The sequence below is a fragment of the Gimesia maris genome (genome assembly GCF_008298035.1).
GTDB classification, from domain to species: Bacteria; Planctomycetota; Planctomycetia; order Planctomycetales; family Planctomycetaceae; genus Gimesia; species Gimesia maris.
The window spans coordinates 7121667-7138740 of sequence record NZ_CP042910.1; the positions used below are offsets into that span (position 1 = coordinate 7121667).

A 17074-nucleotide genomic window follows, 5' to 3' on the forward strand; every position below is an offset into this window, starting at 1 on the left:
GATCAAAATTTACTTCAGGATCAGATTGCGTCTTAACAGATTGAGCGCCGCTTTCGTGACACGGCTTTTGGCAATCGCCCGATTGACCGTCAGACCGATTTCTTCCACCCATTCTGTCTCACGATTCGCTAATGCAACGTAAGCCTGGGGAACCAGACTCGGGTCCTGCCACGACTGATGTGGATCAAGCAGAATTGCTAATGCAAAGTCGCTGTCAAATTTTTCTCTTGTCGCCTGCGCAATCTGAGCTGCTCCTTCTGCATCAAATCCAACCGTATCCTGTTCCTGATTTGAGTCCAGGTATTTGCTGATCAACTGAAACCGGGAAACAATTCCCCCTGCATACCAGTCAGTGGAACCATTCACTTCGGTCAAACGATAGGAAAGCAACCCTCCGGTACCACATTCACAGGTCGCCAGTGATTGCTGTCTCTGGCTGAGCAGCAGCATTACGATATGTTCCAGCTCCTCGTCTTCATAACCAAAGATAAATTCCCCGAGTCGCTCCTGAATCAATGCATGCGTCGCAGCAATCTTCTGTTCACACTCCTCAATCGAGCTCCCCATGGCTTTGATCCGCAGAGTAATCGTCGCTTCATGTGCCGTGATTCCCACTTCCGGATCCCGACCTCGACTCGTGATATCGCCCAGCAACTCTTCTGTCTTTGATTCCCCCACGCCGAAACAGTTGATTCTCGCAAAGCGAATCATGTTCGTGCCACGAGTCACTCGGGGTAATACCGACTGATAAAACATCGGCTTCATTTCTGAAGGAACGCCCGGCATCGCGGCAATCAGCGAGACTGATTCCCCATCAATCCGTGGGACTTCCATCCAGATTCCCGGGGCGGTTCCATGTTCATTCTGAATCGGTTCCGCGCCCTGGGGAAACATCGCCTGAATGCGATTCCGCTCAGGCATTTCACGCGAACGCTTCTGAAACATCGCCTCGATGATCTCCATGGATTTTTCATCCAGCACGAGATCTGTCTCTGTTAATTCTGCCAGAGCCTGTCGGGTCAGGTCATCCAGCGTGGGTCCCAGCCCTCCTGTGATCAAAATCAGATCGGAACGCTGCACGGAGAGTCGAAACTGCTCTGCAATTTCATCCAGATTGTCGGCGATCGTGGTATGAAAATGAGTAGAGATGCCGATCGCAGCCAGCTCTGTGCTCAGCCACTGACTGTTGGTATCGAGTTTTTCGCCATTTGTCAGTTCACTGCCAATCGCGATTATTTCTGCTTGCATTCCTGTATCCAGTAACAACATGGGAGAATCACTGTTCCGGCAGTGATGTACTGTTTTTTCCCCAGCGATCAGACCGGAACCTGCAATGCCAGTTTATACTGTTCCACAGTTTTCTCAACCATGGTCTCAACCCGGAATTCCTGCCGGACCAGTTCTCGAGCCGATTCTCCCATCGCCCGCGCTTTCAGGGGATCATCCAGTAGTTTCAGGATACTGCTTGCCAGTATTTCACTGTTCGAGGGAGGAATCACCAGCCCTGTTTCCCCATCGCGGATTACAGAATAGATCCCGCCAACCCCGGTCGCAATCACGGGCTTGGCTAATGCCATCGCTTCCAGCATAATCGTACCCAGACCCTGCCTGAGTGAAGCCAGGCAGAAAATATCCATTGCTTCCAGAGAAATGGAAAAGTCATACAGATTAGGAACAAAGGTCACGTTTTCAGAAATTTCCAGATCCCGGACCAGATGCCGCAAATTACTTTCCTCCGGGCCTGCTCCCGAAACTAAAAATTGAACATGCGGATTCACTTCCAGCACGCGACTGGCTGCCCCCAGAAAGTAAGGCAGCCCCTTGATCGTCTCCAGCGGGCCTGCTGTACCTACAACAGGCTCATGATCGCGGGACAGGACAGGGATATGCTGTGACTGCTCAGGTACATCTACTCCACTGGGAATTACCAGCACAAAATCTTCGGGCAAACCGGTGCGGGCTATCAAGTCTTTTTTAACAGACTCGCTGACAGTGATAATTCTCCTGCACCACCGCATATCGATCCGCAGACGCTCATCACTCTGCAGGTAGTCATTCACCGTCAGCAGAAAAGGACGTTTCAGTTTGCGGGCCAGCCACTGCCCCTGTGACAATACATGGCGTGACTGGATATGAATCAGATCAGGTGGCTTCTTTTCCAGTTCCTGTTTGACGAGATGTAAAAGCAGGTGTCCCAGCATCGGTACATTCAGATTCCGGTACTCTTTAATGTCCAGTTTCGATCGCAGGCCGGGATCAACTTTTGTCGCATTGGGACAGACCACCCTGGCAGCAATCCCATAAGCGGCCGTGTATTGTGCCAGTCGCAGGGTATAGGCTGAGGTACCTCTGACTTCAAAAGGCCCTGCAAATAACAATACATCAAGAGGTGAATCTGCTTTACTCATTTGTATCGTTCCCGCGCTGCATGATCTGCAGACAAAACCAAAGCGATATGTTGTGACAGATTCATATTCAGGAACGACGACGGGATAGTGGAGGTGAGAGAATTTCGTTCAGAATAATGGCCTGCTGAAATGATTTACGATCGCGCAGCAACTCACGAATTTGTCTGCTTCCACCTCTTTTACCATCAGAGGAGTGCCGCGTTTCATTTTCTTTCGAACCAAAGAGGTCTGACTGAGGGCGACTGGCTTCGTTGTCGGCCTTGCGGTGAATTCTGCTTTGAAGATGTTTCTTCTGACTCTTCTCGATCCGATCACGCATCGAGCCGCCTAATCGTTTCTGGCGGGCTTCTTCCTGCAGTTCTGCCCGTTCGCGGGCGGAAACTTGAACCTTGGGTTCTTTCACCGTTTTCTGCGGGGAGACGGTTTTGCTGCCTTGCTGAGCTTTACGTCTCTGTGGCCGAGAAGGTTGTTTTTCCCGGCGACGTCTGGCAGGAGGTTGTGGGACGCTGGTGGTTGCCTGGACATCGTCTTCAAAGGAATCCACTTCGACTGGTTTCCCCTTTTTCTCCGCCTGGGGATTCATGGCCTCCTGCAGAAATTTTTCAAGTTCTTTCTGCAGTGCGGCTTTCTCTTTGACTTTCCCCGGTTGCGGTTTATTTTTTTCCTTGGCTATATTACCGATCGCACTTGCGGCGCTGATCAACAGGAAAATGACTCCGACAATCACGCCGATAATATCATCGCCAGCTGCCAGTATTGGAAATTCCATAACTTGATTCCAGTCCTTCTAATCCTGTCACACAGACTGACTTCTTCCCGAATCCGCTGTAACACAGCCTATGAGGAAGGGGTCATTTCCCGTTCGGGGGTTGCAATGGCATCACGCATCTTCGTATCAGCCTGGACGTTTTTCAGTTCATAGTAATCCATCAGGCCCATTTTCTTACTACGAAACGCACTGGCAATCGCCTGCGGAACCTTGGCTTCCGCCAATACGACTTTCGCCCGGTTTTCCTGTGTCAGTGCTACCATTTCCTGCTCACGCGCCTTCTGTTCCGCACGTCGTTGTTCTGCTTTGGCCTGCGCCACACGCATCTCTGCTTCCGCATGATCTGCCTGCAAGCGGGCACCGATATTTTCGCCCACATCAACATCAGCAATATCAATCGAAACAATCGTATAAGCGGTCTGTTTCTCCAGGCCTTCATTCAATACGATCTGCGTAATTTTATCAGGGTTTTCCAGCACCTTTTTGTAGGAATCTGTTGAACCGATGGCCTGTACAATCCCCTGGCCCACCCGTGCGATTACGGTCTCTTCGGTGGCACCGCCGACCAGCTGTTTCAGGTTCGTCCGTACGGTGACACGGGCTCGTACATTCAACTGAATTCCATCGCCGGCTACGGCATCCAGAGTGCTGTTCGTCTTGCGGGAATCCGGACAGTCAATGACCTTGGGATAAACACTCGTCCGGACTGCATCCAGAATATCACGCCCGGCCAGGTCAATCGCCTGTGCCGACTGCCAGTCCAGATCAATCTTGGCCCGTTGGGCGGCAATCAAAGCCCGAATCACATTCGGCACATTTCCCCCGGCGAGATAATGTGCTTCCAGATCCCGGGTGGAGATATCATAAGTACGGGTGACCCCTGCCTGAATCGCCATGATCTTACTGCGAACGATAATTGTGGGATTCACTTTTCGAATCGTCATCATCACCAGATTCGGAAACGAGATCTTGGCATTTGTCATTTTGCACTGAATCCACAACCCGGCAAAACGGGCGAAGACCGCAAAAAACACCAGCACGCCGAGAAAAACAACAACCCCGACAATCCAGACAATTGTGGAACTATCTTCGGCAGCGAAAAGATTCAAGTCGTTCATTCCTGTTTTCCAATCCTAAGAATATCTAGAGTGCATCACATTTAACCATAGCGTCACTCAATCGATTATACTCGGTTCAAACGGCTCTGGAGACACTACAGTAAAACTGGACACAGTCTAGATCCAGGTGATGTTCAGAAACAGCTGTAACCAACTATTAATACCTGTTACTCCATCGTGACTTGCTTATTGTAAAGTAAATTTCGTTCAGCATCCAGAGACGACCTTCAGATTCAGCTCTCTGGCACTTCAAAGTCGAGTGACTCATCAGCGATTTTATCATCGGAGGTCGTTGATTCCTCTCCTGACTTCGCCTCATCTGTATCAGGCTGTTTGACAACCTTGACGACCAGTCTGTTCCCTTCTACCGCAATAATTTCGACATTCACCTGCGCATCCACTATCATGCCCTGGCTTTCGCAGTGGTGTCTTTCATGATTAACGAGTACGAACCCGCTGGGGTTCAAAAGAGTTTGTGTTTTTCCAATCTTTCCGATCAGAGATTGTAAATGCTCGGTTTCTTCACGAAACCCCGTTACCTCATCCAAAGTCGGAACTTCGTGAATCACCTTTTTCCCCCAGGCAGTATTGGGAAAGATTCGCACTGCAAACCCCAGCGTCGTGGGAATCAGTACAATCACGCTGGCGATATAAGTCCACCATGATCCAGGGCTCGTTCCCCACCAGGCCATCCAGGCCGCCCAGACAGAACCGGCAATACTGGTTAATGCCAGAACAGCAATGATTCCGCCAGAGGGAAGAAAGATCTCGGCGACCATCATCATCAACGCGACAGCTAAAGCTAGAATTGCAATGAGTGAATAATCCATCAGATCTACAGACTTTCCGTGCGCTGTCCTTTCCCACCTTGGTTTCAAACCGGAAAAGTACAATAGTTCGAGTGAATTCAAACAGTCATTTCTATTCGTATACTCGTACAGGACGGCAGCTTATGACGCTGCAGTCTTATTGTACCGGTTCCCATCAGCAAGGCAAGATGCGAACAGAAATTCTGATTCTGATTCGCTTTGCCGGAAGAGACTGGTGTGGGTGACACCGTCGTTTACGGGTCGCAGGCCAGAGACTGGCAAGGCGTACAATAAACCGGATCCGGCTGATTACTCAAATCCACAATCCAGATATTTCGAAACCTTACCGGATTGGTATGATCCTGCAGTTTGATGGGAAACAGTTCAGGGCCTTCCTGCTTACCACCACCGGTTTTCGCGATGATGGAATAGTCCTGATGTACGGGAACACCATTCAGCAGAACCGTTATGAAGGCATTTTTGATCTTTTCACCTTCCGCATTGAATTTGGGAGCCACAAATGCAATGTCATATGTCTGCCAGCTGAGAGGCGGAAAACACATATTTACATCAGCCCGTTTCTGCTTGTACAGTCCTCCACACTCATTCTCAACCCCTTCCAGACCGAACGAATCGAGAATCTGGACTTCATAGCGACTCTGCAGATAAACTCCACTGTTACTGCGAGCCTGACCTGTCGCATAAGGCATGTAAGGCAGACGAAACTCCAGATGCAGACGGAAACTGCGGTAGGTCTGCTTGAACTCGGTTCCCTCTTTCAACAGGCCTTTCTCTGTAATCTCAGCGCCTTTCAGCATATCGGTTGAAGTACCATCAAACAGCACGGTTGCTCCGGGAGGCGGGGTGGCTCCCAGCGTGATGCTGCGGCGCTCAGTTTTCAGCAATTGACCGAGCAGATGCCCTGCCTCGTCACGAACATCAACAACACCACCATGCAGAACCTGTATCTGAAAATCACCACCGGTCAGAAATAACACATCTCCCTGCCGTACTCCTTCCAGTTCAACGCGAGCAGAACGGTCCCAGCCATTTCCCGGCAGTCCACCGTGATAAAGTGATGCAATAAATTGGCCATCACCTCGGGCAACAACCTGCAACCCCAGTGCTGTTTCGCCACACCATCCACAGTCACTGCCTATCAGACCGTAATATTCACCCTGGTATTGAAAGTCCTCATCGACCTTGTCGATATCAAGGATCGCGAATTTTTTATCCCCTTTGGGAGCCTGAGCAAATGCTGTCGAAGTCAACAGAAATTGAATCGCAAATAAACCGACCAGTGTAAGACGAAACATCTATCCCCCAGATTCTCTAATAATCGTAATCGAAAATGATCAGCAATCCTGTGTAAACCACCATTCTGAGAAGACAATCACTCATTTGCAAGCCCGGACGACTGCTTTGAATCTTAAGAATCTTCCCCGCCTGTGAAACACGTTTTTTTGTAAATAATCGTTAACACTCAACATCAGTTCTCATTGAGATCAGCAGGTTTATTGACACATTTATAACCGGTACGTTGTGACTCATCGGAGAATTTGTCACAATAGTACCCCAGTGCGATTCAGCGGGATGTAGCGTATCCTGCTTCCCGCCCATACCAGTACTTTCATCTGGTAACAGCAAACCCACCTGAAGTGACTCTGTCGATATAGAAAAGATGACTTATGAGATACACCATTTATGGCTTGGTTGTCCTGCTTATCATCATTCACCAGGATAACTGGTTGTGGGACGACAAACGTCTCATCTGGGGCTTTATGCCGATCACCCTGCTGTATCAGGCGGGGATTTCCATCGGTGCTGCCATCGTCTGGTTCCTGGCCACGAAGTTTGCCTGGCCACATCACCTCGAAGAAGTTGCGCAAGAACCACCTGCCCAGGCCCAGGAATCAGGAGAAACAAAATAATGATCCAGCTGGTAATTATCGGAATCTATTTATCGCTACTGTTGTTTCTGGGCGTCTTTTCCAGTCGGCTGTTTAAAGGAACCAGTAAGGATTACATGCTGGCCAGCCACTCAATCGGCCCCTTTCTGCTGTTGATGTCTATTTTCGGAACCACCATGACCGCATTCGCGCTCGTCGGTTCCAGTGGAGAAGCCTATAAAGAAGGCGTCGGCGTCTACGGGATGCTGGCCTCTTCCAGCGGTATCATTCACTCACTCTGCTTCTTCCTGCTGGGGATTAAACTCTGGTCCTGGGGATACAAATACGGTTATACCACGCAGATTCAGTTTTTCCGGGACCGCCTGGAAAGTGACCGGATTGGAATCATCCTGTTCCCGATCCTGGTCGGACTGGTGATTCCCTATCTGCTGATCGGCGTGATGTCATCCGGCGTGGTGATCAGCAGTATCACAGAAGGAGCCTTTGAAAGCTCTTTTGCCGCCTACGACTATGGCGTCCCCCCCTGGCTCGGTTCGCTGGTCATCAGCCTGGTGGTGTTGATCTACGTCTTCTTTGGTGGAATGCGTGGCACCGCCTGGGCGAATACCTTTCAGACCATTGTGTTTATGGTGCTGGGCGTCGTCACCTTCGTGGTGATTTCAAGCAAGCTGGGTGGACTTGATGCCGCCAGCCATGCCGTACTGGAAAAGAACCCGTCCAAGTTAATGCGGGCCGTCGATCCAGCTGACCGGGAGCGTTATGCGGAACGTTATCAGACCTGGACTTTGATTGCCAAATACAACTATGCCCGTCGGATTCTCAAAACACTGAAGCTGACCGAAGAACAGAAAATAGAAGCCTACAAAGCATTCAAACCACGGTTCCCCAACTGGCAAACCACGGCAGAAGCCGTTTATGCCGCCAAAAATGAGCTTTATAAACTCTCAAACGAACAGATTAACAAAGCATTGTTGACTCAGGACGACCGTGTCATGCCTGACCCCTTTCCTGAAAAATGGAAACAGGGTCTGATGGCACATCATGATCTGCGCGAATACCCGCGCAGAGCCAACGCCGAAGACGAAAAAGCCAAGCTGATCTTCGCAGAGAACATTGGCCATCCCGAGCATGACCTGGATCCGGACGATCCCTCCAAAGGGAAAAAGTGGACTATCAAGAAAGCACTCGGCGTGTACCGCGCCAGCAGCTGGGCACCGGATGCACCACACCCGATGAGTAAGCTGGTCTTCTTCACCTACTTCTTCGTCCCCCTCTCAGTTGGTATGTTTCCTCACCTGTTCCAGCACTGGCTGACAGCACGCAGCGCAGCCACTTTCAAACTGCCTGTCGTCGCACACCCGCTGTTTATTATGATTGTCTGGGTTCCCTGTGTGCTGGTCGGTGTCTGGGCGACTTCTGCCACATTCGAGGGGTCACCTCTCTTTCCGCCTCACTTCCCGGCGAATGCGGTGCTGGCAGCGATGGTGAAAAAAATGACCTCACCTGTCCTGGCCGGCTTCCTGACAGCAGGAATTCTGGCAGCCATCATGTCGTCGCTAGACAGTCAGTTCCTCTGTATCGGAACCATGTTTACCGAAGACATCGTCGTGCATTACGGCGGGAAAAATCGTTTTACCGATAAACAGGTTGTCTTCATGGCCCGCATGTTTATTATTGTAGTTGTGGCGATCACCTACGGATTCAGCCTGCTGGAACCGAGGCGTGTCTTCACACTGGGGGTCTGGTGTTTCAGTGGATTTTCCAGCCTGTTCCCGATTATCTTTGCCGCTGTTTACTGGAAACGGCTCACGAAAGCGGGAACTTATGCTGGCGTCATTGTTGCCTTCGGGACCTGGCTGTATCTGTTCCGAGAAGCCAAATATGCTTTGAACCCTGATTATACTTTCCTGGGTATGATGCCCGTGGCAACGATGGTCGTCGCTTCCGCAGTCGCGATGATTCTGGTTTCCCTGGTCACTCCACCACCCAGCAAAGAGACTCTGGTCCGCTTTTTTCCCGAAGACTAGGTCAGAAGAACTACGTTAAGATTATTTGAAATACAACAGGCTGTGCCGAACACCGGAAGAATGTTCCACAGCCTGTTGTCGACTCACTTCTATAGAGCCACACATGTCCTGTACTTTTAAAACAACCCGTCGTGTCGAATTCCATGAAACCGACATGGCTGGCATCGTTCACTTTGCCAACTTTTACAAGTACATGGAGCAGGCCGAACACGAATACTTCCGTTCGCTGGGCCTGACAATTGTCGATAAACAGGCGGACGGCTCCATTATCGGCTGGCCGAGGGTTTCCGCCCAGTGCTCGTTTGAATCACCCGCCTGTTATGGTGACCTGCTTGAGATCCGCCTCAACATTGAACGGATCGGCGTGAAGTCACTGACAATCGAATATGATCTCTGGCGGGACGAAACAAAAATTGCCAGAGGAAGAATGAAAACGGTCTGCTGTCAGTTCACACACGGCAGTCCCATGCAGTCCATCGCAATTCCCGAGCGGATGCTGCTGAAATTTGAAGCATCCATGGATCAGGCTGAATAATCTGTGAAGCAGGGATTAATATGAATGACGCGCAACCGCAACTGATTGTCCGCGACTTATCCAAAGCATTCTCGCTCGCGGGAGAATCACTGGCGATTCTCAATGGCGTGAACCTGAGCCTCAACAGGGGAGATGCCCTCGCCATCACCGGACCTTCGGGTTCGGGAAAAAGCACCCTGCTTTACATTCTTGGTGTGCTCGATCAACCAACGTCGGGTGAAATCATTCAATTCGGCCAGAACCCGTTTGAACTGAATGCAAAGCAGCAGGCAGAATTCCGCAACCAGAACATTGGCTTTATTTTCCAGGACCATCACCTGATGCCGCAGTTCTCGGTGCTGGAAAATGTCCTGATTCCGACCATGGTGTATCAGGGCGCCACCAGCGATGCCGAAGAACGCGCCCGCCATCTGCTCGAACGCGTCGGCCTTTCGGATCGATTGAACCATCGACCCGCCCAGATTTCCGGCGGCGAACGCCAGCGGGTCGCTGTCTGCCGCGCGTTGATTAATAATCCACGCCTGCTCCTGGCCGATGAACCCACGGGAAACCTTGACCGCACCAATACAGAATCGATCGGCAAACTATTGCTGGAAATCAACCAGGAACAGAATACCGTTCTGATCTGTGTCACACACAGTCGCGAACTGGCGACCCTGTTTCCTCAGCATCAGCGATTGCGCGACGGATCGCTCGTGACAGAAACTGCCTGAAAAACCAACTACAATCTTCGCAAGAGTTCGTTCTATGAATCAAGCGCGATTTGTTTTCAAAAGCCTGACCTATCACTGGCGCACCAATCTCGCGGTACTCCTGGGTGTGATCGCGGCTACCGCAGTCATCGGGGGGGCCCTCATCGTCGGCGATTCCGTGCGGGCCAGCTTAAGACAAATGACCCTCGACCGACTGGGGAAAATCGATTTTGTCGTCTCGGGACATCGCTTCTTCCGCGAACAGCTTGCCGAGGATCTCTCGAAATCCACTGAGCTCCCCAAACACATCAAGACCATCGCCCCCGCGCTGGTCCTGCGCGGAAGTCTGGAAAAAAATCAGGATGATCAGCACCTGCGCGTCGGTCAGGTCAATATTTTTGGTACCGACGAACGACTCTGGTCACTGCTCGAACATCCGAATCTCCCTCCGCCAGAAGACGATCAGGCCATCCTCAACGCCCGCGTTGCAGAACAGTTACAAGTCGCGGTCGGCGATGAAATCACACTCTGGATCGAACTCCCCTCCGCCATCCCCCGCGATTCACTGCTGGGTGAACGCGAAGAACAGTCGGTCGAAATCACACTCACCGTCAGTACAATCCTCGACGCCGACTCCAAAGCCGGTCGACTGGCGTTGCTCCCCAATCAGCAGTTGCCCCTCGATCTGTTTATTTCGCTCAAGACACTGCAGGCGGCATTAGACCTCGACGAAATTGTCGCCTCGCGACGCAATCCCCAATCAAGACCAGCTCGCGTCAACTCCCTCTTTTTCAGCTCCGACAGCCCAGACGCGGTTTCTCCTGCCGCTCTGGAAACAGCCCAGCAACTGGAATCCGTTTTAAAGAGTTCTCTGAAGCTGGAAGACCTCAATCTGAAAATTGCTCCGAATAAAGAATATCAATATCTCTCGCTGGAAAGCGATCAGATGATTCTCGATCCGCAAATCGAACAGGCGGGTATCACAGCAGCACAAGCGCTTGATCTCCGCACATCCCCCGTGATGGTCTACATCGCCAATGAAATCGAACCTGCGAAGAAGGCTCAGGCTGATTTAAAAGAGCCGTACTCCATGTATTCGATTGTCGCGGGACTCGAATTCACTCAACAGCCCCCCTTTGGTCCGTTCAAATTCATCGGTACAGAGCCGAAACTCCCTTTAAAAGAAAATGACATCGTCCTCAACGAATGGCTGGCTAAAGACCTGAATGTCAAAGTCGGCGATGAAGTAAGGATGAAATATCATGTCGTCGGTTCCCGGGGAGAACTGCCCGAAGTCGAGCAGATTTTCCAGGTGCAAGGCATCACCGAACTTGATGGTACCCCTGCAGCCGATCGCAAACTGACTCCCGAGATGGAAGGTATCACCGATGCCGACACCTTCGGCGACTGGAAACAGCCCTTCCCCATGCAGTTGAACCGCGTCACCGATCGCGATGAAGATTACTGGGACAAATACAAGACCACCCCCAAAGCATTTGTCTCACTGGGGACAGCACAGTCATTATGGAACAGCCGCTATGGCAGCCTGACCTCCCTGCGGTTTACTCCCCTGCCCGGTAAATCCCTGGATGAAACCGCGCCCCTGTTTGCGAGCGAGTTACTCAAAAAGATTGACGTCTTTAAACTGGGGCTCACCGTGCAACCCATCAAGTTGCTCGGTCTGGCTGCTGCCAGCGGAACCACCGATTTCAGCGGTCTGTTTATCGGCTTCAGCTTTTTCATCATTCTGTCTGCGATCATTCTGATTCGCCTGTTGTTCAAGCTCGGTATCGACCGCCGCGTTTCATCCATCGGCCTCCTGTCGGCAATCGGTTTTACACCTCATCAGGTCAGGCAGATCATCTTCAAAGAAGCCTTTATCGTCATTTTCGCAGGGGGGATTCTGGGAATCCTCGCCGCCATCGGCTATGCCTCTCTCATGTTATACGGTCTGAAAACCTGGTGGATCGGCGCGATTGGCACCCGCTTCCTGTATCTGGATCTGACCGCAACCAGCCTTGTCATCGGCTTCCTGATCGCGGTCCTGTTCTCGGGATTCGTCACCTGGAAATCGATGTCCGAACTCAAACAGATCTCGATTCGAAGCCTGCTGCTGGGAGTTAATACACCCGAATCAGATAAAGCGAAAGACGCCCGACGCGTCGGTTATATTTATAAAGCATCCTCCGTGGCTGCATTTATCCTGGTACTGGCGACAATCTCTCTCCTCATCCCCAAAGAGGAAGCCTTTTCCGGTTTCTCCTGGCAGACGGTTTCGTTTTTTCTGGTCGGCACTCTCTCACTGGTTTCCAGCGTTTTCTTCTTATCCAGCAGATTGAGAATCGAATCCGCCACCCCCATTAAAGGCACAGGTACGCGAGCATTAATGAAACTTGGCTTTCGCAATGCCGGCCGCTTTCGCCAGCGAAGCGTTTTAACAACCGCGCTCATCGCGTCCGCCACATTCGTACTCGTCTCTGTCGCCGCCGGACATCGTAATCCTGCAGTCGAGAGTCCTGATAAAGATTCGGGCAACGGAGGGTTCACCATCATCGCAGAGTCTACCTCTCCACTGATCTATGATTTGAATACGACTGTTGGCCGCGACAAAATGCTGGTCAACGCTCCAGATGATCCCGCAACACAAAAGCTATTAAGCGAAATGACCGCAATTCCCTTCCGCGTCAAACCGGGTGAGAACGCCAGCTGCCTGAATATCTACCAGACCAGCGTCCCCACAATCCTCGGCGTCCCTCAGGAAATGATTGAACGTGGCGGCTTCAAATTCGCAGATACACCGGCTGACGATCCCTGGAAACTCCTTAACGAACCCCAGGAAGACGGCTCCATCCCCGCGCTGGGTGATATGAATACGCTCATGTACAGCCTGCATAAAGGCATCGGCGCGACGGTCGGCATTCCTTCTGACGAACGCCCGGAACATCAGTTGAAAATCAAAGGCATGCTGGATGGCAGTATCTTTCAGGGGGTGCTCCTCATTTCCGAACAGCATTTCCAAACATTGTTTCCCGAGCAGGCCGGGTTCGAATACTTTCTGATTGAAGTTCCCCCGGATCAGGCCGGCAAGCTCGCCGGCGTGCTGGAAACAGGGCTGACCGAATACGGGTTCGACGCCGACCTCGTCGCCAATCGACTCGCTGACTTCCTCGCCGTACAGAATACGTATCTCTCAACCTTCCAGACACTGGGAGGTCTGGGACTGTTACTGGGAACTCTCGGGCTCGCCACCGTGATGTTACGTAATGTAGTCGAACGTCGCAGCGAACTGGCTCTGCTGCGCGCGATCGGCATGACGGGCAGTGATGTCGCGATCATCGTCCTTTCCGAGAATGCGTTTCTGCTGCTCTGGGGACTGGTTTCCGGAACTGCCTCCGCTTTGCTGGCGATGCTGCCACATCTGCTGTCTACCGGCGCGGATCTCCCCTGGGAAAGTGGCCTGGTGATTTTGCTGGCGGTCCTGCTGACAGGCATGCTGGCGGCGCTGCTGGCGGTCGCCGACGCCGTCCGGGCCCCGATCCTGGCGACATTACGTTCTTCATAAGAGTTTGTACACAACCGCATTTCAGTCATTCACACAATTTTCCATGATTGTCGGGTGCTGGAATTTCACAAAGTTACTATCATAAATACAGAGTTGTCTCGCCAATAGAATTGATCCCTCCCCTCCAGTATTTCAGGAGTTTGAAGAATGTCGAAATGGACGATTGTCTTAATCTTTGTTGCCTGTGCCGCACTCTCGTGGGGGACTTATGTGCCTCTCGTTCATATCGCCGCCCAGAAACTGCACAGTAACCTCCGCGCCTTCCTGTTCGTAGGTATGGCTTACTTTCTCGTCGCCGTTCTGATTCCCTGCTTCTTCATCTTCGTGCTGGATAAAGACCCGACCGCCAAAGCGGGCGTGAACTTCAATACCGGCCCGATCCTCTGGGGCATCCTCGCCGGTACCGCCGGCGCAATGGGAGCATTGTGTGTCATCTTCGCGGTGACCACTGGCGGCAAAGGGGCCGCCATCTATGTCGCGCCGCTCGTATTCGCAGGTGCTCCCATCGTCAATACCATCGCTACCATCACCGTCTTCCACCCGACCAAAACACTGCCCGATCTCAGGTTCTTCCTGGGACTGGGCCTCGCCGCCGCCGGCGCCGCGATGGTCATGATCTATAAACCGGTCGACAAACCACATGCCGTCCCCGCTGCTGTCGAGCAACTCGTAGAACCGGCAGCCAACGACGCCGGCACCACCTAAACGCTCCCACACCTTACAGATAATCAACTGTCTGGCCTGCTGGAATGTAGCCAAACACTTTAAATCCATGTTCCGTGACTTCTCCCGGAACATGGATTTTTTTTAGTCGTGATAAAACAATCTCGCGCTCACTTTCACCTTCCACTTTAATTTCCACCCACTCGATATCTGTATAACCTCCCTGGAAAAAATGGTAAAACCATTCCCCATCCCAGGCAGAAATAAAACCGTTTTCCAGACAACGAGTCCTCCACAGTGTCTGCACACTTTTGAGTTCAATCATTGCTGTCTGTAATTCGCGCCATCTGGTATTATTCATGACAGGCTGCATGAGTGAAGCATTCATAATCAGAAACCTATCTCAGTGTCTTGGGAATCTGGTTGTCATTGATCGCTTTTGACCACTGAGCCAGCCGGTCTTTTCCAAGTACCCAGAAGTTGCCGCACAGATCCAGATATTCCAGCACCACTTTTTTCTGCTCCTTTTCCAGCAAGGCTTTCGCCAGACTGAAATCTGGTCCGAACGAATTCAGTTGAGGCGAACCTTTCGTCTTTCCCGCTTTGATCAGAAACTGATTCGCTGCCTCAATATTACCATCCGCCAGTGCGATCTTTCCGAGCGTGATATTGGCGTAATGCACTTTATTGCCACTGTTCCAGTCAGATCCCACCTGGTTCAGCATCTGCTTTGCATACTGTTTTGCTTTCTCTGTATCTCCAGCGACCAGTGCTGACTGCGCAAGGTTACTCAACAGCGCATCTTTCGCAACATCGGTTGAAAGACGATAAGCAATTTCCAACTGTTCCAGCGCTTTCGCAGCAGTTGCTTTCTTTGCCTTGAGCGATGAACTGCCCTGCATGTCCAACGAATACAATTGCCCAAGCTCACGGGCCCACTCTGGATTTTCCGCGTCTATCTTCTGCGCTTTCTCCAGTAACTGTTTCGCCCGTTCCCGATCATGCAACAGAAAATATTTCGCCGCATGATCCAGCAGCGTCAGGTTGTTCGGCTGTGCCTTGAGTTGTTTTTCCCAGGCTTGTTTACCTCTTGTATAAGACTCACCATCGAGAATCGCATCCATCTGTCCGAATGGTGTTGCCAGGATTTTTGCCTGGGGCTCATTCTCGATCAGCCACAAAATATTCTCCTGTTTTGCTTTTCTCACTGCGGCGTCGGTAAACTGTTTCGCAAAATAATAACCCAGTAGTTTTGCCCGTGCATTCACGTCCTGTGGATTGTCTTTGATCTGCTTTTCCACAGCCGCCGCCTGTTCTGCGGTCATATTACGCCCCTGAATCGCCAGCATGGTGACATCAGCGGCGTGCAGAACCGAACAAAGGCACCATATCAACCCCATCATACTGGTGGTTAAATATCGATTTCTCACGTGAACTCATCCTTCCTGATTCAGCAATTGACTGAGATCAAAAGTATCAACCGTTTTGTAAGCCTGTTTTCTGGATCACACATTCTAGCAGGCCGTCACCGGGATAGATAAACAAATTCTGTTTTCACTGTAGAAATTCAACTTGACCCGCTCGCGCCACTGGCGATAAGCGTTGTTTCGGGTCGCGCGCGTGGCCAGTTTACAGTGCACCAGAACACGCGATACCTGTTCCTGATCTTCACTATAAAACAGCCCGTTTTTTCCAGATTTGCACTGCCTGAATCCACACCGGTTCGTGATGTATGCCTGCGGGTCGCCACACATCGCAGCCTTTCACCTCGGCACCGCCACTGATCACTCCAGCATCGGTTCCCTATCAACACAGTTCGCCACATCATTCCCATAATCCACTTGATAGCCTCACGCCCCTCCCTAAGATTGACACTCCCACATGAATTCAAACCTCCTGAAAAAGCAGCGGTTTCCATGATCAGTTCCCCTGAAAAATCTTTTGCGTGTGGTTTCGTGTTTTTCGTGGTCGTAAAAATATCCTGACGAAATACAAAATTCACCACCAGGACCGACGTCCGTGTTTCACCGTTCGGACACATAGGTAACAGTCGCGCAAACTGTGATATAACGACAACTTCGGGTGGTCCTGGCTGTAATCCGGGATTGCCACAGGTAACTGACGGTAAAAATGTTTGAACGATTGGCGAATGTCCGACCTGCTTTGCAGTAGAGGCAAACACATGGGATTACCCTACGCCGATTCATCACTTGTACTGTCAGTTTCCAGGCCTACCTGGTACGAAGCATGATAATAGAAGTGCCCCTATCCCCTCAGATAAACATCCCGAACGACTGAAGACAGTGCAGAGGGTAACAGAAAACCGCCAGAGCAATCGCTCAATCCCGGTGCGTTCATCAGACCGGTCTTACAGTACGGGTGGAATCCATCTGTCCGCCCGCGTGGCGAATTTCAAACCAGTTTCACACCGCAATCGGAACTGATGGAAACCTCAAACTGGAATTATCTACCACGAAAAACACGAAATGACACGAAATTAAAAACGGGTGACCCCGGATGCAATCCGGGGCGAGCGCAGCGAGCAGGAGGTCGCAGTTGACGCGTGCGAATAAGATCAGGG

Annotated in this window: 14 protein-coding genes; 6 read left to right on the top strand and 8 right to left on the bottom strand. The window is 51.2% G+C overall.

Annotation, left to right across the window (positions count from 1 at the left end; all coding sequences use genetic code 11):
• Nucleotides 1-9: 9 nt before the first annotated feature.
• The 6 genes from GmarT_RS26470 to GmarT_RS26495 all read right to left on the bottom strand — a co-directional run bounded on the left by GmarT_RS26470 (nucleotide 10) and on the right by GmarT_RS26495 (nucleotide 6420).
• Nucleotides 10-1248, bottom strand: a complete 1239-nt coding sequence (locus GmarT_RS26470) for a CinA family nicotinamide mononucleotide deamidase-related protein (RefSeq protein ID WP_044236627.1) — start codon at nucleotides 1246-1248, stop codon at nucleotides 10-12.
• 68 nt (nucleotides 1249-1316) lie between these two features.
• Complete coding sequence (locus tag GmarT_RS26475) at nucleotides 1317-2408, bottom strand: glycosyltransferase family 4 protein (RefSeq protein ID WP_002644533.1); 1092 nt, start codon at nucleotides 2406-2408, stop codon at nucleotides 1317-1319.
• 67 nt (nucleotides 2409-2475) lie between these two features.
• Nucleotides 2476-3177 (bottom strand): hypothetical protein, encoded by a 702-nt coding sequence (locus GmarT_RS26480; protein WP_002644532.1) that lies wholly within the window; start codon nucleotides 3175-3177, stop codon nucleotides 2476-2478.
• A 68-nt stretch (nucleotides 3178-3245) separates the two neighbouring features.
• Nucleotides 3246-4295 (bottom strand): flotillin-like protein FloA, encoded by a 1050-nt coding sequence (gene floA, locus GmarT_RS26485; protein ID WP_044236575.1) that lies wholly within the window; start codon nucleotides 4293-4295, stop codon nucleotides 3246-3248.
• Between the two features lie 233 nt (nucleotides 4296-4528).
• Nucleotides 4529-5125: an NfeD family protein gene (locus tag GmarT_RS26490; RefSeq protein ID WP_002644530.1), complete on the bottom strand. Its 597-nt coding sequence runs from the start codon at nucleotides 5123-5125 to the stop codon at nucleotides 4529-4531.
• Between the two features lie 233 nt (nucleotides 5126-5358).
• A complete protein-coding gene (locus GmarT_RS26495; protein ID WP_002644528.1) occupies nucleotides 5359-6420 on the bottom strand; it encodes a 3-keto-disaccharide hydrolase in 1062 nt (353 codons plus the stop codon).
• 372 nt (nucleotides 6421-6792) lie between these two features.
• Between GmarT_RS26495 and GmarT_RS26500 the strand changes: the two genes are divergently transcribed.
• The 6 genes from GmarT_RS26500 (at nucleotide 6793) to GmarT_RS26525 (ending at nucleotide 14535) form a co-directional block, all read left to right on the top strand.
• On the top strand, nucleotides 6793-7035 hold the full coding sequence (locus tag GmarT_RS26500; RefSeq protein WP_002644527.1) for a DUF3311 domain-containing protein: 243 nt from the start codon (nucleotides 6793-6795) through the stop codon (nucleotides 7033-7035).
• The gene (locus tag GmarT_RS26505; protein WP_002644526.1) at nucleotides 7035-9041 is read left to right on the top strand and encodes a sodium:solute symporter family protein; all 2007 of its coding nucleotides are present in this window, start codon (nucleotides 7035-7037) and stop codon (nucleotides 9039-9041) included. The genes GmarT_RS26500 and GmarT_RS26505 overlap by 1 nt, the downstream gene beginning before the upstream one ends.
• A 103-nt stretch (nucleotides 9042-9144) precedes the next feature.
• Nucleotides 9145-9576 carry an acyl-CoA thioesterase gene (locus tag GmarT_RS26510; protein WP_002644525.1) on the top strand — a complete coding sequence of 144 codons (432 nt, stop codon included), beginning with the start codon at nucleotides 9145-9147 and terminating at the stop codon, nucleotides 9574-9576.
• 20 nt (nucleotides 9577-9596) lie between these two features.
• Nucleotides 9597-10289, top strand: coding sequence for an ABC transporter ATP-binding protein (locus GmarT_RS26515; RefSeq protein ID WP_002644524.1), 693 nt, complete (start codon nucleotides 9597-9599; stop codon nucleotides 10287-10289).
• 34 nt (nucleotides 10290-10323) lie between these two features.
• Nucleotides 10324-13830, top strand: coding sequence for an ABC transporter permease (locus tag GmarT_RS26520; RefSeq protein WP_002644523.1), 3507 nt, complete (start codon nucleotides 10324-10326; stop codon nucleotides 13828-13830).
• A gap of 147 nt (nucleotides 13831-13977) precedes the next feature.
• Entirely contained in the window at nucleotides 13978-14535 is a 558-nt protein-coding gene (locus tag GmarT_RS26525; protein ID WP_002644522.1) for a hypothetical protein, read from the top strand.
• A 13-nt stretch (nucleotides 14536-14548) separates the two neighbouring features.
• On the opposite strand, the gene GmarT_RS26530 is transcribed toward GmarT_RS26525, so the two are convergent.
• Together GmarT_RS26530 and GmarT_RS26535 are read right to left on the bottom strand one after the other, a co-directional pair.
• Complete coding sequence (locus GmarT_RS26530) at nucleotides 14549-14881, bottom strand: DUF6678 family protein (protein ID WP_002644520.1); 333 nt, start codon at nucleotides 14879-14881, stop codon at nucleotides 14549-14551.
• Between the two features lie 10 nt (nucleotides 14882-14891).
• On the bottom strand, nucleotides 14892-15923 hold the full coding sequence (locus GmarT_RS26535) for a tetratricopeptide repeat protein (RefSeq protein WP_149303456.1): 1032 nt from the start codon (nucleotides 15921-15923) through the stop codon (nucleotides 14892-14894).
• Nucleotides 15924-17074 lie beyond the last annotated feature (1151 nt).